This is a genomic window from Sporofaciens musculi, from assembly GCF_009830285.1.
Classification (GTDB): Bacteria; Bacillota; Clostridia; order Lachnospirales; family Lachnospiraceae; genus Sporofaciens; species Sporofaciens musculi.
In genome coordinates this window covers 2,990,933-3,008,746 of sequence record NZ_WUQX01000001.1, presented here as the reverse complement: position 1 = coordinate 3,008,746, position 17,814 = coordinate 2,990,933, and the positions used below count along the sequence as shown (strand labels likewise).

General features: G+C 39.0%; 24 protein-coding genes and 2 pseudogenes. 23 read left to right on the top strand and 3 right to left on the bottom strand.

Translation table 11 applies throughout. The features are described from left to right. Positions 1–4 precede the first annotated feature (4 nt). The 11 genes and pseudogenes from GN277_RS15150 to GN277_RS15100 all read left to right on the top strand — a co-directional run. Positions 5–139, top strand: coding sequence for a DUF3789 domain-containing protein (locus tag GN277_RS15150; protein ID WP_002322987.1), 135 nt, complete (start codon positions 5–7; stop codon positions 137–139). Beyond that, positions 140–361 carry a hypothetical protein gene (locus GN277_RS15145; protein WP_002323342.1) on the top strand — a complete coding sequence of 74 codons (222 nt, stop codon included), beginning with the start codon at positions 140–142 and terminating at the stop codon, positions 359–361. Between the two features lie 86 nt (positions 362–447). Continuing rightward, positions 448–690, top strand: coding sequence for a DUF3781 domain-containing protein (locus GN277_RS15140; RefSeq protein ID WP_077707136.1), 243 nt, complete (start codon positions 448–450; stop codon positions 688–690). Next, positions 687–1,157 (top strand): GyrI-like domain-containing protein, encoded by a 471-nt coding sequence (locus tag GN277_RS15135; protein ID WP_077707137.1) that lies wholly within the window; start codon positions 687–689, stop codon positions 1,155–1,157. The genes GN277_RS15140 and GN277_RS15135 overlap by 4 nt, the downstream gene beginning before the upstream one ends. A gap of 87 nt (positions 1,158–1,244) precedes the next feature. Beyond that, positions 1,245–1,541 (top strand): conjugal transfer protein, encoded by a 297-nt coding sequence (locus GN277_RS15130; RefSeq protein WP_159751738.1) that lies wholly within the window; start codon positions 1,245–1,247, stop codon positions 1,539–1,541. Continuing rightward, on the top strand, positions 1,460–1,963 hold the full coding sequence (locus tag GN277_RS15125; protein WP_159751737.1) for an antirestriction protein ArdA: 504 nt from the start codon (positions 1,460–1,462) through the stop codon (positions 1,961–1,963). The genes GN277_RS15130 and GN277_RS15125 overlap by 82 nt, the downstream gene beginning before the upstream one ends. Positions 1,964–1,980: 17 nt before the next feature. After that, positions 1,981–2,484 (top strand): antirestriction protein ArdA, encoded by a 504-nt coding sequence (locus GN277_RS15120; protein WP_002323345.1) that lies wholly within the window; start codon positions 1,981–1,983, stop codon positions 2,482–2,484. Between the two features lie 117 nt (positions 2,485–2,601). Then, positions 2,602–3,000, top strand: a complete 399-nt coding sequence (locus tag GN277_RS15115; protein WP_004843362.1) for a conjugal transfer protein — start codon at positions 2,602–2,604, stop codon at positions 2,998–3,000. Next, positions 2,978–5,428, top strand: a complete 2,451-nt coding sequence (gene tcpF / locus GN277_RS15110) for a conjugal transfer ATPase TcpF (RefSeq protein ID WP_159751736.1) — start codon at positions 2,978–2,980, stop codon at positions 5,426–5,428. Before GN277_RS15115 ends, tcpF begins: the two co-directional genes overlap by 23 nt. Further along, entirely contained in the window at positions 5,428–7,614 is a 2,187-nt protein-coding gene (locus tag GN277_RS15105) for a CD3337/EF1877 family mobilome membrane protein (RefSeq protein WP_159751735.1), read from the top strand. The genes tcpF and GN277_RS15105 overlap by 1 nt, the downstream gene beginning before the upstream one ends. After that, positions 7,611–8,243, top strand: a pseudogene (locus GN277_RS15100) (lysozyme family protein); the annotation flags it as partial. The gene GN277_RS15105 and the pseudogene GN277_RS15100, both read left to right, overlap by 4 nt. Before the next feature lie 41 nt (positions 8,244–8,284). On the opposite strand, the gene GN277_RS15095 reads toward GN277_RS15100, so the two are convergent. Both GN277_RS15095 and GN277_RS30275 read right to left on the bottom strand, forming a co-directional pair. Further along, positions 8,285–9,142 carry an IS3 family transposase gene (locus GN277_RS15095; protein WP_244324962.1) on the bottom strand — a complete coding sequence of 286 codons (858 nt, stop codon included), beginning with the start codon at positions 9,140–9,142 and terminating at the stop codon, positions 8,285–8,287. A gap of 17 nt (positions 9,143–9,159) precedes the next feature. Beyond that, entirely contained in the window at positions 9,160–9,438 is a 279-nt protein-coding gene (locus tag GN277_RS30275) for a transposase (RefSeq protein ID WP_244324733.1), read from the bottom strand. A 79-nt stretch (positions 9,439–9,517) separates the two neighbouring features. Here GN277_RS30275 and GN277_RS15090 point away from each other — a divergent pair. From GN277_RS15090 to GN277_RS15055, 8 genes and pseudogenes are all read left to right on the top strand, one after another. Next, positions 9,518–9,895 (top strand): annotated as a pseudogene (locus tag GN277_RS15090) (C40 family peptidase); the annotation flags it as partial. Positions 9,896–9,911: 16 nt separating this feature from the next. Further along, positions 9,912–10,823: a conjugal transfer protein gene (locus GN277_RS15085; protein WP_159751734.1), complete on the top strand. Its 912-nt coding sequence runs from the start codon at positions 9,912–9,914 to the stop codon at positions 10,821–10,823. 142 nt (positions 10,824–10,965) lie between these two features. Further along, positions 10,966–11,634 carry a response regulator transcription factor gene (locus GN277_RS15080; RefSeq protein WP_159751733.1) on the top strand — a complete coding sequence of 223 codons (669 nt, stop codon included), beginning with the start codon at positions 10,966–10,968 and terminating at the stop codon, positions 11,632–11,634. A 2-nt stretch (positions 11,635–11,636) separates the two neighbouring features. Next, positions 11,637–12,752: a sensor histidine kinase gene (locus tag GN277_RS15075; protein ID WP_244324732.1), complete on the top strand. Its 1,116-nt coding sequence runs from the start codon at positions 11,637–11,639 to the stop codon at positions 12,750–12,752. A 116-nt stretch (positions 12,753–12,868) separates the two neighbouring features. Further along, positions 12,869–14,236 carry an ABC transporter permease gene (locus tag GN277_RS15070; protein ID WP_159751731.1) on the top strand — a complete coding sequence of 456 codons (1,368 nt, stop codon included), beginning with the start codon at positions 12,869–12,871 and terminating at the stop codon, positions 14,234–14,236. 16 nt (positions 14,237–14,252) lie between these two features. Next, positions 14,253–14,429, top strand: coding sequence for a hypothetical protein (locus GN277_RS15065; RefSeq protein ID WP_159442381.1), 177 nt, complete (start codon positions 14,253–14,255; stop codon positions 14,427–14,429). 12 nt (positions 14,430–14,441) lie between these two features. Then, positions 14,442–15,095, top strand: coding sequence for an ATP-binding cassette domain-containing protein (locus tag GN277_RS15060; protein ID WP_159751730.1), 654 nt, complete (start codon positions 14,442–14,444; stop codon positions 15,093–15,095). 27 nt (positions 15,096–15,122) lie between these two features. Beyond that, entirely contained in the window at positions 15,123–15,347 is a 225-nt protein-coding gene (locus GN277_RS15055; RefSeq protein ID WP_159751729.1) for a hypothetical protein, read from the top strand. A gap of 79 nt (positions 15,348–15,426) precedes the next feature. Here the strand turns inward: GN277_RS15055 and GN277_RS15050 are convergent, their stop codons facing one another. Beyond that, complete coding sequence (locus GN277_RS15050; protein WP_159751728.1) at positions 15,427–15,786, bottom strand: helix-turn-helix transcriptional regulator; 360 nt, start codon at positions 15,784–15,786, stop codon at positions 15,427–15,429. Positions 15,787–16,311: 525 nt separating this feature from the next. On the opposite strand from GN277_RS15050, the gene GN277_RS15045 reads away from it, so the two are divergent. From GN277_RS15045 to GN277_RS15030, 4 genes are all read left to right on the top strand, one after another. Continuing rightward, positions 16,312–16,728: an RNA polymerase sigma factor gene (locus GN277_RS15045; RefSeq protein WP_118591622.1), complete on the top strand. Its 417-nt coding sequence runs from the start codon at positions 16,312–16,314 to the stop codon at positions 16,726–16,728. A 6-nt stretch (positions 16,729–16,734) separates the two neighbouring features. Then, positions 16,735–16,983 carry a helix-turn-helix domain-containing protein gene (locus GN277_RS15040; protein ID WP_002323370.1) on the top strand — a complete coding sequence of 83 codons (249 nt, stop codon included), beginning with the start codon at positions 16,735–16,737 and terminating at the stop codon, positions 16,981–16,983. A 421-nt stretch (positions 16,984–17,404) separates the two neighbouring features. Beyond that, entirely contained in the window at positions 17,405–17,527 is a 123-nt protein-coding gene (locus GN277_RS30935) for a hypothetical protein (RefSeq protein ID WP_002323371.1), read from the top strand. Between the two features lie 79 nt (positions 17,528–17,606). Then, positions 17,607–17,813, top strand: a complete 207-nt coding sequence (locus tag GN277_RS15030; RefSeq protein WP_159751727.1) for a recombinase family protein — start codon at positions 17,607–17,609, stop codon at positions 17,811–17,813. Position 17,814 lies beyond the last annotated feature (1 nt).

Here is a 17,814-nt window from a genome sequence, read left to right as displayed (position 1 = left end):
AAAAATGTGGGTATTATTAAAAGACTTCCTGCTGGTATCTATGGGAATGGGTATCGGCGTAGTCTTGATGTGTATTTTGAATGTCGGCAAAGAAGCTGACTGTGAAATGAAACAATTAAAAGAAAGTGAGGACAATTAAATGAATTTCGGACAAAATTTATATCAATGGTTTTTATCAAACGCACAGAGCTTAGTGCTTATGGCGATTGTGGTTATCGGTATCTACTTAGGGTTCAAGCGTGAGTTTTCAAAACTTATCGGCTTCTTGGTAGTTGCCTTGATTGCTGTCGGCTTGGTATTCAATGCTGGTGGTGTGAAAGATGTACTGTTAGAGCTGTTCAATAAGATTATCGGTGCATAAAATTTTATTGTGGTGCTGGTATGAGAATGATATAATTGGGATATGAAATATACAAATAAATCTGTTGAAAAATGAGGTGTCAAAATATGGCAAATGAATTACTGGAAAACTTGGATAGACTTCATACAACTGAACTTGGCGTTATTAGAATTAAAAAGAACTTATCTTTGAATGTAGAAAACGTGATTGAATGGTGCAAAGAAAAAATCAGTCTTTCTAATGCAGAAATTATAAGAAAAGGGAAAAACTGGTACATAACGATTGATAATTGTATCATTACAATAAATGTGTACAGTTATACCGTTATCACTGCTCACAAAGTAAAATGATGAATTATTCTATAAGAGAATTAGACGCATTTTCAGTTATTGGGCAGGAAGTAGAGCTTACGAATTACCAAAAAAGGAATATTCAGATTAGTACGCAGTTTTGGAGAAAGTTTAACAGTAATTTGAAGAAATCATATCTTTCACAATCGGAAAATTGGGTAAAATATGCTTTTATGGAACGGAGAAATGGAAAACTTTATTATTTCTGTTCTATACCAAAGCGAACTATTATTCCAGACAACTTTCTGTATAAAGAAATACCGTCTTATAAATATTTGGTCATGGAGCATATCGGTGCTATGGAAAAAATATATGAAACTTATGGAAAAATTTATCAGGAAATTATTCCTAATACACCATATACCCCTATAAAAAATATTATCCTGCACTTTGAAAAATATGATTACCGTTTCCATTGGAATAGAGATAATTCAGTTATTGAAATTTGGATACCTATTCAAGATTAAAAACAATTTTATATCCCTACACACAAAGCAGTTAGTCTTAGGATTGACTGCTTTTTTCATACCCAAATTTCAGATTGGAGGGATGAAATGAACGATATTTTTAAGGATATGCAGGCAAAGGTCGGCTGTGATTATATTTCTGACCTGCCCTCTTACAAGCGTAAGGTATGGCATGAAATGAAACGACTGAACCCTGCCGACTATGAAGAAAGACAGTTAGAAGATTTTTCAAAGTATGTGTTTGGTATGTCGTACCAGACCATAAAAGATGTGATAAAACAACAGAAAGGACGTGAGGAACAATGCAGGAAACAAGGGTGCTGGTGGAAACGAGAGGAACAACTGGCGAAGAAACAACATCATACTGGTTTGAACTGCCGATAGATGTTGCCGAGTTTGAAGAAAAGTTAGGTGTCGGTGCAGAAAGTGGGGATTACCGTATTATCGAAAAGGTGTTGCCTTATGCTGATGAAGTTCACGAACATACAAGCGTGTACCAGCTCAACGAATTAGATTTTATGTACCGTCAGCTTTCAAGTGATATGCAGGAAGAATATGTATCACTTCTTACCGTATATGAAAATTTAGAAGCACTTTATATTTGCAGGAATGTGATTACGGTTTATCCCAACTGCAAAAGCATGATAGATGTTGCAAAGCAAAAGCTGATGAACGACCCGACGTTCAAACATTTATCCGAGGACTGTCAAGCCTACTATTTTGACTTTGAAGCCTATGCTTCTCACTTGCAGGAACACGGGAAATTTTTAGTAACAGAACACGGTATCTTTGAACTGCCAGAGTAGGAAATGAGGTGGTGCTTATGATTGATGATATGGCGGTTTATATTGCTAATCTTGGCAAATACAACGAGGGCTATTTAGTCGGTGCTTGGTTCACATTTCCCATTGACGAGGAAGATGTGAAAGAAAAAATCGGCTTGAATGAACAGTATGAGGAATACGCAATCCATGATACCGATAACTTCCCGATTGCGATTGGTGAGTATGTTTCCATTGAAGAACTCAACGAGATGTATGAAATGATAGAGGAACTTCCCGACTATATCGTAGAATGTCTGGACGAATTTATCAGCCACTACGGGACGCTGGAAGAAGTCGTGGAACATAAGGACGATATTTATTATTATCCCGACTGTGAAACCATGACAGACGTTGCCTACTACTACATAGACGAATTGCAGGCACTTGGGGATATTCCACCCAGTTTGCAGAACTACATTGACTATGAAGCCTACGGGCGAGATTTGGATATGGGCGGTTGCTTCATTGAAACAAGCCGAGGTATGTGCGAGATACCATATTAACGCTGGAAGATCAGCGACAAGCATTGTTGCTACTGACAGCGTATTTCTCTTTAAGGGACAGTCTGAAAATGGCTGTCCTTTTCTCTTTGAAGAACTTACGAAAGGAGCTGAAAGAACTTGAAAAAGATTAAATCTTACACGGGTATCTGGAACGTGGAAAAAGTCTTATATGCAATCAATGATTTTAACTTGCCCTTTCCCGTTACTTTTACACAGATTACATGGTTTGTGATTACGGAATTTATCATCATTCTGTTTGGGGATATTCCCCCACTTTCCATGATTGAGGGAGCATTTCTCAAATACTTCGGTATTCCCGTTGCTCTCACTTGGTTTATGTCGCAGAAAACCTTTGACGGAAAGAAGCCGTACAGCTTTTTGAAATCACAGATAACTTATGCGTTGCGACCTAAAATCACTTATGCAGGAAAAGCCGTAAAATTGCATAAGCAGACCTTGAATGAAACAATCACGGCAGTAAGGAGTGTGAACTATGTTCCCGATAAAATATATTGACAATAACCTTGTCTGGAACAAGGACAATGAGGTATTCGCCTACTATGAGCTGATACCGTACAACTATTCTTTCTTATCCGCAGAGCAGAAATTTATCGTGCATGACAGCTTTCGACAGCTTATCGCACAGTCCCGTGAGGGTAAAATTCATGCCTTGCAGATTGCCACAGAAAGCTCAATCCGCAGTATGCAGGAACAGTCAAAGAAACTGGTAACTGGAAAATTAAAGGAAGTTGCTTACCAGAAAATAGACGAACAGACCGAAGCGTTAGTATCTATGATTGGGGACAATCAAGTGGATTACCGCTTTTTTCTTGGCTTTAAGCTCATGGTTACGGAAGAACAGCTTAATCTGAAGAACATCAAAAAATCGGCTTGGCTGACGTTCACAGAATTTCTCCATGAAGTGAACCACTCGCTGATGAATGATTTTGTTTCCATGCCGAATGATGAAATCAACCGTTACATGAAAATGGAAAAGTTACTGGAAAATAAAATCTCCCGTCGCTTTAAGGTGCGTCGCTTGGAAATCAATGATTTTGGGTATCTCATGGAACATCTTTACGGCAGGGACGGTATCGCCTATGAAGATTATGAGTACCAGCTACCAAAGAAAAAATTGAACAAAGAAACGCTGATAAAATACTACGACCTTATCCGTCCGACAAGGTGTGTGATTGAGGAAAGCCAGCGGTATTTACGATTGGAACATGAGGACAAGGAAAGTTATGCGTCCTACTTTACTGTCAATACGATTGTCGGGGAGCTTGATTTTCCGTCGTCTGAAATCTTCTATTTCCAGCAACAGCAATTCACATTCCCCGTTGATACTTCTATGAATGTAGAAATCGTGGAAAATCGAAAAGCATTAACAACAGTCCGCAACAAGAAAAAGGAATTGAAAGACCTTGACAATCACGCTTATCAAGCAGGAAGTGAAACCAGCTCAAATGTGGTGGACGCATTAGATAGCGTGGACGAGCTGGAAACAGACTTAGACCAGAGCAAAGAAAGTATGTATAAGTTAAGCTACGTGATACGGGTGTCTGCACCCGATCTTGACGAGCTGAAACGCCGTTGTGATGAAGTCAAGGACTTTTACGACGACCTCAATGTAAAGCTGGTGCGTCCTGCTGGGGATATGCTGGGGCTTCATTCTGAATTTCTTCCTGCCAGCAAGCGATATATCAACGACTATGTGCAGTATGTAAAATCAGACTTCTTGGCAGGGCTTGGTTTTGGTGCGACACAGCAGTTAGGGGAAACTACGGGTATCTATATGGGCTATTCCGTTGATACGGGAAGAAATGTGTACCTGCAACCGTCCCTTGCCAGTCAAGGTGTGAAAGGTACAGTTACAAATGCCCTTGCGTCTGCTTTTGTCGGTTCGCTTGGCGGTGGAAAGTCGTTCTGTAACAATCTTCTGGTGTATTATTCGGTTCTCTTTGGGGGACAAGCGGTTATCTTAGACCCAAAATCAGAGCGTGGCAACTGGAAAAAAACGCTCCCAGAAATCGCCCATGAAATCAATATCGTAAATCTTACCAGCGACAAGGACAATGCAGGACTTCTTGACCCATTCGTGATTATGAAGAATGTAAAAGACGCTGAAAGTCTGGCAATCGACATCTTGACATTCCTTACGGGTATTTCCTCTAGGGACGGCGAAAAATTCCCCGTACTTCGTAAAGCGGTTCGCTCCGTTACCCAGAGCGACAGTCGGGGCTTGCTCCATGTGATAGACGAGCTACGCCGTGAAGATACGCCCATATCAAGAAATATTGCAGACCATATCGACAGCTTCACGGACTACGACTTTGCACACCTGCTGTTTTCAGACGGTACGGTAGAAAATGCTATCAGTCTGGATAACCAGCTCAATATCATTCAAGTAGCCGACCTTGTGTTGCCAGATAAGGACACGACCTTTGAGGAATACACGACCATTGAATTATTGTCGGTGTCTATGCTGATTGTGATTAGTACCTTTGCTCTTGATTTTATCCATTCGGACAGAAGTATTTTTAAGATTGTAGACCTTGACGAAGCGTGGGCGTTCTTAAATGTGGCACAAGGAGAAACCTTATCAAATAAGCTGGTGCGTGCTGGACGAGCTATGCAGGCAGGCGTTTATTTCGTTACACAATCTTCTGGCGACGTGTCAAAGGAAAGTCTGAAAAACAATATCGGCTTGAAGTTTGCCTTTCGTTCTACTGACATCAACGAGATAAAGCAGACCTTAGAATTTTTCGGTATCGACAAGGACGACGAAAATAACCAGAAACGCTTGCGTGATTTGGAGAACGGACAATGCTTATTGCAGGACTTATACGGGCGTGTCGGTGTGGTGCAGATACACCCAGTTTTTGAAGAACTGCTACACGCCTTTGATACCAGACCGCCCGTACAGAGAAATGAGGTGGAGTGATGAAAGAAAGGATAAAAGGTGCGTTCACAAAAAAGAAGATACTTCACTTTCTCAAAATGGCTCTGTTCGTGGTGGCACTCTCCCTTATCCTGCTTTCACTTCTGGGGACGGTGGCTCATGCGACGGGGCTTGTGGACGATACCATAAACGCAGAAAATCTATATTCAAAATATCCCCTTTCCAACTACCAGCTTGATTTTTATGTGGATAATAGCTGGTCGTGGCTTCCGTGGAACTGGCTGGACGGGATTGGAAAATCGGTGCAGTACGGGCTTTACTGCATTACCAACTTTATCTGGACGATAAGCCTTTATTTAAGCAATGCTACGGGCTATGTGGTGCAGGAAGCCTACAAACTGGACTTCATCAATGATATGGCAGACAGTATCGGAAAGAGCATACAGACACTTGCAGGCGTTACCGAGAATGGTTTTGGGAGTACGGGATTTTATGTAGGTTCTCTATTACTGATAATTTTAATCATTGGTATTTATGTTGCCTATACGGGACTGATAAAAAGAGAAACCAGCAAAGCGGTTCAAGCGGTTATCAATTTTCTTGTGGTGTTCGTACTATCCGCTTCGTTTATTGCTTACGCTCCCGACTACATCAAGAAGATAAATGAGTTTTCATCAGACATCAGTACCGCTTCACTTGATTTGGGAACAAAAATCATGCTCCCTAATTCTGACAGCGAGGGCAAGGACAGCGTGGACTTGATACGGGACAGCTTATTTTCTATTCAAGTGGAACAGCCGTGGCTTTTACTTCAATTCGGTAACAGCAACGCAGAGGAAATCGGGGCAGACCGTGTGGAAGCTCTTGTATCGGCAAGCCCAGAGGACGAGGACGGGAAAACCAGAGAAGAAGTCGTGAAAACAGAAATCGAGGACAATGACAACAACAATCTGACGATACCGCAGGTCGTGAACCGTTTAGGCATGGTGTTCTTCCTATTCATTTTTAATATAGGTATCACAATCTTTGTATTCTTATTGACGGGGATAATGATGTTAAGCCAGATACTTTTTATTATCTTTGCAATGTTTTTACCTATCAGTTTTCTTCTTTCTATGATACCTAGTCAAGAAAATCTGGCAAAGCAGGCAATCGTGAGGGTGTTTAATACCATAATGACACGGGCAGGAATTACGCTCATTGTAACGGTAGCGTTCAGTATTTCCAGTATGTTTTATAACATCTCCAAAGAGTACCCGTTTTTTATGGTGGCGTTCTTACAGATAGTGTGTTTTGCAGGTATCTTTATCAAGTTAGGCGACTTAATGAATATGTTTTCTTTGAACGCTGGCGACAGTCAAAACATGGGACGCAGGATATTCCACAGACCGTATCTGTTTATGCGACATAGAGCTAGGCGTATGGAAAGACGGCTTGCTGGTGCGGTTACGGCTGGCGGTGTCGCTGGTGCGGTGGCAGGTAGCACGATTTCAAACAGAAAACCGACAAGGAACACAGCTACAAAAGACAGTCGGGGCAATACCACTTCCAGCATGGGACAGCGTGCAGGTTCAAAGGTGGGTGCTGTCTTAGATACGAAAAATAAAGTGAAAGACAAAGCAAACGCTGTCAAAGAGAATATCAAGGATATGCCGACACAGACCGCTTATGCGGTGTATTCCGCAAAGGAAAAGGCAAAGTCCAGCGTGTCTGATTTCAAGCGTGGCATGGTGCAGGAACAGCAGTCCAGACAGACGGGACGTTTAGAAAAGCAGGAACAGCATAGACAGAGTATCGCTGACAAGCGTATGGAGCTTCAAAAGGCACAAGAAGCAAGGCAGGCACAGCGAAAGGCTGACGGATCAGCGACAACGGGAGCTACCCGTCCCCATGAGCGACCAGCCACAGCTTCAAAGCCGAGTGCTGAAAAAACGCAGGAAGTGAAACGTCCTGCCACAGCGACCACTTCAAAAGCAAGTGAGCCAGTCAAGACAAATGTTATTAAAGAGCGTCCGTTATCTTCTGGTGTTTCTGATAGGAAAGCGACCCAGCCTGCACAGACAGTACATAGGCAGAATGTAGAAAAAGTGGTATCGCAGGAAACACGCCAGAATTACACCAAAGACCGCAGGACAAAGGTTCAGCAGACGCAGAGCGTCCAGAAGAACCAACAGACCATAGAGAAAACTCGTAACCTTGTAACGAAGAAAGGACAGAAGAAAAAATGAAACTGAAACATATCGCTCTTATCGGCAGTCTGTTTCCTATCCTCTTTTCTCTGGTGCTTTTCTTTGGAGTGTTGATTAGTGCGGACAGCGACGACGAGAACAGCAATTTTTCTTCTGGCATTACGGGTATGAACTTATCCGCAGAAGTCTTGAAACATCAGCCTATGGTGGAAAAATACGCCAGAGAATACGGCATTTCCGAGTATGTCAATGTGTTACTGGCTATCATTCAAGTAGAAAGTGGCGGTACGGCAGAAGATGTTATGCAGAGTTCGGAAAGTCTTGGTTTACCGCCCAACTCTTTAGATACGGAAAGCTCAATCAAGCAGGGGTGTAAGTATTTTGCGTCCCTGCTTTCTTCCTGCAAAAATCAAGGTATCGACGATTTGAATGTAGCAATACAGTCTTATAACTATGGCGGTGGCTATGTGGGATATGTGGCAGGAAAAGGAAAGAAACACACCTTTAATCTTGCAGAGAACTTCGCCCGTGAAAAATCGGGTGGAAAGAAAGTAACCTACACCAACCCGATAGCCGTTGCAAAGAATGGGGGCTGGCGGTATGGCTATGGAAATATGTTCTATGTGGAATTAGTCAATCAATATCTGACCGTGGCACATTTTGACAATGTGGATCTATGTCAATACTTTAGACAAAAAAAGTTGAAAGATTATGCTGCTTTTTTGAGTTCCTCATCCTCCTTTTGCTGTGGTGTCAGATAACCGATAGAGCTATGGATCCGTTTACGGTTATACCAGCCCTCTATGTATTTAAAGATTGCTCTGCGAGCTTCCCTTAAATCCTGGTAAGTATGAAGATAGATTTCTTCCTTTTTCAGTACGGAATGGAAAGATTCCATACAGGCATTATCGTATGGATTTCCCTTACGACTAAATGAATGCAGGATTCCTTTACTGCCCAGGCAGTCTTCAAATGCCTGGCTCGTATACTGACTTCCAAGATCACTATGAAGGATGATCCCCTCGGTATCCCTGACATTCAGGCATGCGTTTTCTACCGCTTTAACCGCCAGTTCCGCCGTCATAGATGTGCCATAGGCATACCCTATAATCTTTCGGCTGCACAGATCCATGACAGAAGCCAGATAGGTCCATCCTTCTTTCTGTACATGGATGTAAGTGATATCCGTACACCATTTCTGGTTGATGGTCTCCGTCCCAAAATCACGCCTCAGGATATTTTTCTTATCCTCCGGGATGCTGCCATGGTTGGCATGATGATTGTACTTCTTTACTACGATAGAGCGCAGTCCCTGCTCTGCCATATGCCTCTGCACCCTCTTGACGCTGCAAGGTGTACCATTATCATTCAGCACACGGCATATTTTGACAGCCCCATACCTTTGTTTTGAGTCATCATATGCCTGTTTCACTTTCCTGCCGAATTCCGCATATGCCTTCTGCTTATTTGAGGGTACACAAACCAGAGCCTTGTAATAGGTACTCCTTGGGAATTTCAGAGCGCTGCAAAGCTGAGATACACAGTAGCGGGTTAAGTTGTTCTGGATAAAGGAAACAATCTCGGCTATTGTTCTTTCGCGAATATGGCGGTCGCTTTTTTTAATATTTCATTCTCAATCTTAAGGCGTTGGATTTCTTTCTGGAGAGCCTTATACTCCTTAAGGGTGACCGTCTCCTCCCCGGATACTTTGATGGGGGAGAGCTGTTTTACCCAGTTGCTGAGTGTGCTTCGATTTACGCCATATTCACGCTCCAGTTGCGGATACGAGGTTCCTCCGGCATTATACAGATCCACGATCTGCTGCTTGAATTCCGGAGTGTAAGATTTCTGGTTTTTCGCCATGTAAAACATCTCCTTTGCTTTTTCACTTGATAGTATAGGTTGTTCAACTTTTCCTGTCCACACTTATATACTAACACCAAATGCGACGGCACAAGCGATTATGAATGAAGCGTTGAAATATCAAGGCTGGAAGTATGTGTATGGTGGCAGTAACCCGAACACTTCCTTTGATTGTAGCGGACTTGTGCAATGGTGCTATGGAAAAGCTGGTATCTCCTTACCGAGAACCGCACAAGCCCAGTATGACGCAACCCAACATCTTCCACTCTCGCAGGCAAAGGCTGGGGACTTGGTATTTTTCCATTCTACCTATAACGCTGGTTCGTATGTAACCCACGTCGGCATTTATGTAGGAAATAACCAGATGTACCATGCAGGCGACCCGATAGGATATGCAGACCTAAGCAGTAGTTACTGGCAACAGCACTTAATCGGTGCAGGACGAGTAAAACAATAGAAAGGACTTGAAAAATATGTTTAAGAAGAATAAGAAACAGACAGAAACTCTCAAAGAACCAAAAGAAAAAAAGGTGCATACCGTTAAGGTAGGCACACATAAGAAAACCGTGATTGCGTTGTGGGGGGTGCTTATCGCAAGCGTGAGCTTTGGGGTATATAAGAATTTTACCGCTATCGACCAACACACGACCCATGAAAAAGAAATCATTGAACTTCGCTTGCAGGACACCAACGGGATAGAAAATTTCGTGAAGAACTTTGCGAAGTCTTATTACACATGGAATAACAGCAAAGAAGCGATTGAAGCAAGGACGCAGGCAATCAACGGTTATCTGACAAAGGAATTGCAGGACTTGAATATTGATACAATCAGAACGGATATACCGACCAGCTCCACAGTTACAGATGTGATTGTATGGAGTATTGAACAGTCGGGAACGGACACTTTTTCTGCTACCTACGAAGTAGATCAGCAGATAAAAGAGGGAGAACAGACAAACAATGTGAAAGCAACCTATACCGTAAAAGTCCATGTGGACGCTGACGGGGATATGGTAATCGTTCAGAACCCTACCCTTGCACCAGCAATCGAAAAATCAGACTATGAGCCTAAGACACTAGAAGCAGACGCAAGCGTAGACGCTGATACTGTCAATGACGCTACCGCATTTCTGGAAACATTCTTTAAGCTCTACCCAACAGCCACAGAAAAAGAGCTTGCCTATTATGTATCTGGTAATGTACTTGAACCTATCGGCAGGGACTACCTTTATTCTGAATTTGTAAACCCTATCTTTACAAAGGACGGGGATAATGTGAAAGTCAAGGTAGCGGTAAAATTCATTGATAATCAGACAAAGGCGACGCAGGTATCACAGTACGAGCTTGTACTACATAAGGATAGTAACTGGAAGATTGTAGGATAAACAGATATAGCGTGCATTTCTTGCCAGATTTGCACGCTTTTACAATATTTGTTTATAAACAGAAATGCTCTAAATTTATTTTCTGAACAAATTTCATATTTATTCCACATTCATTTTGTATAATATACGTTGAGGTGAGAATATGGCAAATTTATTAGTAGTTGAAGATGATTATGATACAAATGAAGCAATCAGCGAATATATGAAAATGGTCGGACATAGCACTCTATCTGCTTTTGACGGAGTGCAAGCAATAATTACGTTACAAGAAAATAATGTTGACCTAGTAATATTGGATATTATGCTACCTAAAAAAGACGGTATTAGTGTTTTGAAAGAAATTCGAGAAAATAGCTCTATTCCCGTTCTTGTATTAACTGCAATCGAAAATGAACATACGCAAGTTTCTTGTTTTGACGCAGAAGTAGACGACTATATTACAAAACCATTTTCTATGATTTTGCTTGAAAAAAGAGTAAAAGCGTTATTGCGTCGTAGTGGGAAAAATTGTGATATGAAACAATTACAGATAAATGATATTGTGGTAGATTTTGCTGGATATACTGCAAAGAAAAAAGATAACGAGAAAATAGACCTTACTCCAAAAGAATTTGATTTGTTAAAATTGCTTGTAGAGCATAAAGGGCTTGTACTGACGAGAAATCAGATTATTGATGATTTATGGGGGTACGGCTATCCTATTGCAGACAGAATAATTGATACTTATATTAAGAACCTAAGAAAAAAACTTGATATAGATAATATTATTACTGTAAAGGGTGTAGGCTACAAATATGAGGAAATTATATGATTATGAAAAAATTGAAATTATTCCCTAAAATTTTTCTTTATACATTTTCTGTAATGCTATTTATCATTATTATTGCACATATAATGATTTATACTTTTGCTCCGCAAATGTTATCAAGTATAAACAGCATATCAGAAAATGGAATTATGATTGAAAATGCTCTAAATACAGAGAGGTTTGTTTCTGAAGCAATTTTACGGGCGTTTCCGTTCTCTTTTATACTTAGCATAATAATCGCTTTCATTTGCTCTTTTTTATTTTCAAGAGTAATTACAACTCCGATTAAAGAAATTTCTGATACGACGGAAAAAATGGCAAAATTAAAGAAAGAGGTATCATGTTCTGTTTATTCATTTGATGAAATAGGTGTCTTGGCTACAAATGTAAATACATTATATAAAAATCTAATCACGACTATTAACAATTTAGAAGATGAAAAGATAAAGAGTAATGAAGCCGAACAATTAAAAGTTGATTTTCTGCGTTCTGCTTCACATGAATTGAAAACTCCCGTAACTGCTTTAAATGCGATTTTAGAAAATATGATTTTGGGAGTTGGAAAATATAAAAATAAAGATGTTTATTTGTTGGAGTGTAAAGAAATCGCAGATAGACTTTCTCACATGATTAAAGAAATTTTAGATACTTCCCGATTAGACTTTTTAGCTGGAAGTGAAAAAACCGAAGAATTTAATTTAGCGGAAATTCTAAATAAAATTTGTGAACCATACCAACTAATTTCACAGTCAAAAGGAATTGATTTTCAAGTAACTGTTCAAGATACTTGCCTTGTAAATACTTCAAAAAAGCACATGGAGAAACTACTCTCAAATGTATTATCAAATGCTGTTTCTTATACGGAATTGGGACATAGTGTTTCGGTAGTTTTGCAAAAAAACAAAATTATGGTTAAAAATGAATGTACACCTATTCCAGAGAGTATAATTCCGCATTTGTTTGAACCATTTTACCGTCCAGATTTTGCCAGAAATAGAAAAGACGGTGGAAATGGTCTTGGTTTATATATCGTTGATATGATAGCAAAGTCATTAAATCTGACATATACATTTAAGCAAATGAACGCTTTACAAGGTATGTGTTTTACATTGTATTTTTAGAAACCTCTCATTGTGGGAGGTTTTTTTGATTTTATCTGAAATTTCATATTGCTTCCATATTGAGATGTTATTTTATAGTTGTTGCAACAGATATTATGAAATTAGGAGGCATTTTTATGAATTGTATAAAGCGTGGCTGGCTATATACCACCAGAAAAAAAGGAAAAAGTTTTTTGCTATTTTGTATTCTTTTTCTTATTGCAGTATTTGTTTTAAGTGCGTTGGCTATTGATAAGGCTTCGTCATTAGCACAAGATAATTTACGCAAAAGTTTAGGGGGAGAATTTACAATCGGATATGATTATTCGGAAGCTAACCCTTATTTGAATGTAGAAGCGGTAGATGGTAGTACAATTATGTATTCTACCCAGCAAATTACTCCAGACTTGATTGAAGAAATAAGTAAAATAAAAGGCGTACAGTATTGTAGTGCAATAACAGAAACACTTACAGCATTTTCTACGATTGATTTCTTTAAGGGAAACATACCGATAGAAGAAGAATTTAGGAATACGACTAAGATTTTAGGTGTTTGGAAAAGCGAAGAAAATAAACATTTTACTTCTAAACAGATAAATTTAGTTGAGGGCAGGCATATTACCCCACAAGATAAAGGCAAAGTGATATTAAGCAAAGATTTAGCTGTAAAAAATCAAATACAAGTGGGCGATATTCTTAAAACAGATAAAGGAATTGACCTAGAAATTGTCGGTTTGTTTCAGCAAAATGAAACGGAAAGTATCAATGAACAAGTTACTTCTTATGACAAAATTCAGAATTTAATGATTGCTGATTTAGCTACACTCATTGCTTTAGAAAACAGTCCAGCTATTCAAGGTTTTAATGAAATGACAGTTTCTATTTCTGACCCTCAAAGTATGCAGAAAATTATTTCTACCATAAAAGACATAAAGACGGTTGATTGGAAAGGCTTTTCTATTATAGAAAATAATGAAAACTATGATAATGCAACAAGCTCATTACAACAAATTTCTAATCTTGTATCCACATTTTTAGTTATTATTTTCATTGCAAGTGTTATTATTCTTTCTCTTATTTTAACAATGTGGTCAAGAACTCGTATTCACGAAACGGGAATTTTGCTTTCTGTCGGAATAAGGAAAACATCAATTATCAGTCAATATATTACAGAGGTACTTCTTATTGCAGTCATTGCGTTTTTCCTTTCCTACTTCCCTGCTACTGTTGTTGCAGATCAAGTAGGAAGTTATTTACAAAATGCACCAGAGCAAATTGAAATATCAGAAGATACCGAGGGATTGGTTGACGATAATAGAAACGGTACAAGTGATGATGTAGCGAATACAAATATAACTATGCCAGATTTAGATATTCAAGTTCAATCAGAAGAAATGGTTATGTTATTTATTTTGGGAATTGGAATTGTTGTCATTTCAGCAGGGATATCTTCAATTTCAATCATGCGATTAAAGCCCCGTGAAATATTGACAAAAATGAGTTAATGAAAGGTAGTTTGTGATGAAGAAAATAGGAATAGTTCTATTGATATGCGTTTGTTCTGTAATGTTTTGTGGCTGTACTTTAGAAACTGAGGACACAACAAATAATATGGAAAATATAAATGAATATGATTGGGAATTAAAAGATAATGCAAATACGAATGACTTTATATTTGAATTTACACCGACAAAGTAGAAAGGAGACAATATGGGTGTTTTGGAAATACAAGATTTAAAATATTCTTATGATAACAAGAAAAATGTACTAAATGGTATCAATGCTCAAATGGAACTAGGAAAGATATATGTCATTTTGGGAACATCTGGTTGTGGGAAAACGACATTACTTTCTTTACTTGGTGGACTGGATAGTGCTTCAAAAGGTAAGATTTTATTTAATGGAAAAGATATTGCTGAAAAGGGATTGGAAAATCATCGTCGTAATCACGTTTCTTTTATCTTTCAAGCATATAATCTGATTGATTATATGACACCATTGGAAAATGTGAAGTTGACAAGTAAATTGCCACCCGAACCGATTTTAGAAAAAATGGGATTGACAAAAGAAGAAATGAAACGAAATGTGTTACAGCTTTCTGGCGGACAACAGCAACGTGTAGCGATTGCAAGAGCATTAGCCAGCGAAGCACCTATTATTTTGGCAGACGAACCTACGGGAAATCTTGATGAAGATACGGCAATGTCGATTATGAGAATTTTAGAAGAAAGTGTACATCATTTGAATAAATGTGCGATTATTGTTACACATTCTAGTGAAGTTGCGAAACGTGCTGATGTAGTTTTTCAATTAAAACGAGGTACTTTACAAATCATAGATACATCAAAAAAGAATTTAATGTGAAAATTCATACGAAAGGTTATTTGAAATATGATAGGGCTAAGAAAACGAGATATAAAAAAAGCATTGAAAGCAGGTGCAAAAGCTGGCGGTGTGTCGTTGGCTGATATTCGGACAAATATTGAAGCGACGATTGATGAAGCTATGAACAGTCCAGACCCAGAGGTGCAGGCAAATTTCAAAAAGTATTTTGGTAATAAACGTCCTACACCAGAAGAATATATTTACAAGATTACGAAAAAGACAAAAGTTTGATTTAAGACTATTTGCTACTTGCGGAGCAGATCAGCAAATAGATAATGCAGAATAGCAAAAAGGGAAAACAAGAAGCTGATTACTTCTTGCTCTCCCTGCTGTTCAAGATACCGTCAATCGTACCTTGAATGATTTTTAATTCGTTATCATTCAATAAATCAAGAGAGGTTTCTATCTGGCGGCGAGCTGTGCTTTTTACGACGTTCTCTGCTGGATAGAAATATTCATCAATCGATATATTGAACATGGTAACTAAATCATGGAATAATTGAAAACTAGGGTGTGAACCAACATTTTCAATATCTGCGATATGGCGTTCTCCATAGAACACTTTATCGCCTAAATCATTACGAGAAAGCCCTGCTCTCTCACGGGCTTCTCTGATTGCCAGTCCTAAAGGTCTGAAATCAAAAGTTTGTGTTTCTTTTGCTTTTCTCATTTTAAATCACCTAGCATGAGTTTATACTTCATGCTGTATATTTAGAATGTGTTAAAATTGCATATAGTATGCAGTAATAATTCAAAAGCTGTTATCGTGTGCGGTAAATAAAAAAAACCGTTCCTAGATAATATACTTTTGTGCGTCTTGAAAAATAACGGGACGGTTTTGGATATAATCAGAACTGTCCTTTTTTTCTTAGGGGTAAATAAGGTATAGCTCTGGTTAAAGGGGGCTATACCATGATTGCATACGGAAGAACGTTCTGCCGTTCTCAACTGGATAAATATTTCCGTCCACTATCACAATCATTATACCCTTTATATGAGTTAAAATTTCATATCAATAGAATTTATAAAACAGTCCGTTTGTGTAATTACACATTATCGGGCTGTTTTTGCTTTGTTAAAAAGTTTTTTCGACTTTTTTCGGTTTCAACTTAGCAAATCACACCTGCCGTTCCCTATATGGTGCGGAAAGAGGGATAACCACTTTTCACGTCGTAACGGAAAGGGGGTGAGATTGATGAAACCGTCTGACTTCCAGAAAACAGTTCAATGCCGTTTTGAAAGTTGTTTGAAGAAAGTTGTCCGACATGTTGTTAAGGACTATCAGAAGAAATTAAAACGACGACAAAAGGAAGAAACGCTTTTTTGTGAACTTCCAGAAATCGTTGTAGAAAATCTGGCTGTCTGGGACGACTACGATACGGACTATACGATTTTCAATGTATGTGGTAGTGATATTCGTATTTGTGATGATGAACTGGCAGAAGCTTTGAAACATTTGTCTGAGCGTAATCGAGAAAATTTGCTGATGTATTATTTCTTGGAAATGAGCGATACCGAGATTGCAAAAAGACAAAATATTTCAAGAAGTGGTGTTTTTCAAAACCGACACAATTCACTAGAGCTTATGAAAAAAATACTAAAGGAGAAATGATAGCAAATGAAACACACAATGAAGAAGCCGTCCTACTACTTGCTTTCGCAGGCAATGGACGGGGACGAAAAAGCGATTGAAAAAATACTGGCATTTTATGACCCGTACATATCAAAGTGCTGTCTGCGTCCACTCTATGATGAATACGGCAATGTCTATATTGTTGTAGATATGGAGTTAAAGGGACTTATCAGAGAAGCACTTATTAAAATGATTTTAGGGTTTGATATTGCCTTAGAAATCGAAGAAGAATAACAAGCAGTAACCGCAGAGCATGATTTGTTCAATCCCCTCTTTCCTGCTCTGCACCTGCTTTTACATGAAAGTAACACGCTTTCGCCACAGCTCTTTGACAACTGAATAAAGCAGACAGATACGTTTGTGAGATAGCGAGCCACGGGGACTGTACGCCACGACCTTTTCAAAAGAAAGCGAGCGACCCACGCAGTGATCCGAGAGCGACTGTTGGAAAAGTCGTTTTGCCACGACCTATCCTCACAGAATAATGATACGTCCGCATGGTGCGGTTCTGCCCACAAGAATGGGAATAGTTGAGATACTAATGGAGCTTTCCAAAGCCGTCTGTCTGCTTCTGTAACATTGTGAAAAATACGCATATTGGATAAGCCTATGTGCGTATGTTGAGAATAGATAGCTGACTAAGGGGGCTGATAACTTGGCTAAAAAAGAACCTGCACAATATATCGTAGAACGGGAATTTTTAGGTAAATTTTCCGTAGAGGAATTGCTTGTCCGTATCGTGAAATCTCATGTAAAAAAAGGACTATCAAGAGGATAAAACCCTTGAAAACAATGGAAAGAAGCCGTACTTTATGGTATAATATTATCATAGGTACGGCAGTTGAATAGGTGGAAAAATGATTTATCAAAAAGGTTCAAACTTATTTAACGTGGCTATTTATATCAGATTATCACGAGAGGACGGAGATAAGGAAGAAAGCGATAGTGTAGGAAATCAGAGAAAACTTTTAACAGAATATGTGAACAAGCATGATGACTTTATCCTATATGATGTTTATATTGATGACGGTTTTACGGGAACGAATTTTGTTGAGGTAAGATAAC

Excerpts from the sequence above, each read along its gene's own strand:
- GN277_RS15150 (WP_002322987.1), top strand. The coding sequence starts at position 5 with ATGTGGGTATTATTAAAAGACTTCCTGCTGGTATCTATGGGAATGGGT.
- GN277_RS15145 (WP_002323342.1), top strand. The coding sequence starts at position 140 with ATGAATTTCGGACAAAATTTATATCAATGGTTTTTATCAAACGCACAG.
- GN277_RS15140 (WP_077707136.1), top strand. The coding sequence starts at position 448 with ATGGCAAATGAATTACTGGAAAACTTGGATAGACTTCATACAACTGAA.
- GN277_RS15135 (WP_077707137.1), top strand. The coding sequence starts at position 687 with ATGATGAATTATTCTATAAGAGAATTAGACGCATTTTCAGTTATTGGG.
- GN277_RS15130 (WP_159751738.1), top strand. The coding sequence starts at position 1,245 with ATGAACGATATTTTTAAGGATATGCAGGCAAAGGTCGGCTGTGATTAT.
- GN277_RS15125 (WP_159751737.1), top strand. The coding sequence starts at position 1,460 with ATGCAGGAAACAAGGGTGCTGGTGGAAACGAGAGGAACAACTGGCGAA.
- GN277_RS15120 (WP_002323345.1), top strand. The coding sequence starts at position 1,981 with ATGATTGATGATATGGCGGTTTATATTGCTAATCTTGGCAAATACAAC.
- tcpF (WP_159751736.1), top strand. The coding sequence starts at position 2,978 with ATGTTCCCGATAAAATATATTGACAATAACCTTGTCTGGAACAAGGAC.
- GN277_RS15105 (WP_159751735.1), top strand. The coding sequence starts at position 5,428 with ATGAAAGAAAGGATAAAAGGTGCGTTCACAAAAAAGAAGATACTTCAC.
- GN277_RS30275 (WP_244324733.1), bottom strand. The coding sequence starts at position 9,438 with ATGGCGAAAAACCAGAAATCTTACACTCCGGAATTCAAGCAGCAGATC.
- GN277_RS15085 (WP_159751734.1), top strand. The coding sequence starts at position 9,912 with ATGTTTAAGAAGAATAAGAAACAGACAGAAACTCTCAAAGAACCAAAA.
- GN277_RS15080 (WP_159751733.1), top strand. The coding sequence starts at position 10,966 with ATGGCAAATTTATTAGTAGTTGAAGATGATTATGATACAAATGAAGCA.
- GN277_RS15075 (WP_244324732.1), top strand. The coding sequence starts at position 11,637 with ATGAAAAAATTGAAATTATTCCCTAAAATTTTTCTTTATACATTTTCT.
- GN277_RS15070 (WP_159751731.1), top strand. The coding sequence starts at position 12,869 with ATGAATTGTATAAAGCGTGGCTGGCTATATACCACCAGAAAAAAAGGA.
- GN277_RS15065 (WP_159442381.1), top strand. The coding sequence starts at position 14,253 with ATGAAGAAAATAGGAATAGTTCTATTGATATGCGTTTGTTCTGTAATG.
- GN277_RS15060 (WP_159751730.1), top strand. The coding sequence starts at position 14,442 with ATGGGTGTTTTGGAAATACAAGATTTAAAATATTCTTATGATAACAAG.
- GN277_RS15055 (WP_159751729.1), top strand. The coding sequence starts at position 15,123 with ATGATAGGGCTAAGAAAACGAGATATAAAAAAAGCATTGAAAGCAGGT.
- GN277_RS15050 (WP_159751728.1), bottom strand. The coding sequence starts at position 15,786 with ATGAGAAAAGCAAAAGAAACACAAACTTTTGATTTCAGACCTTTAGGA.
- GN277_RS15045 (WP_118591622.1), top strand. The coding sequence starts at position 16,312 with ATGAAACCGTCTGACTTCCAGAAAACAGTTCAATGCCGTTTTGAAAGT.
- GN277_RS15040 (WP_002323370.1), top strand. The coding sequence starts at position 16,735 with ATGAAACACACAATGAAGAAGCCGTCCTACTACTTGCTTTCGCAGGCA.
- GN277_RS15030 (WP_159751727.1), top strand. The coding sequence starts at position 17,607 with ATGATTTATCAAAAAGGTTCAAACTTATTTAACGTGGCTATTTATATC.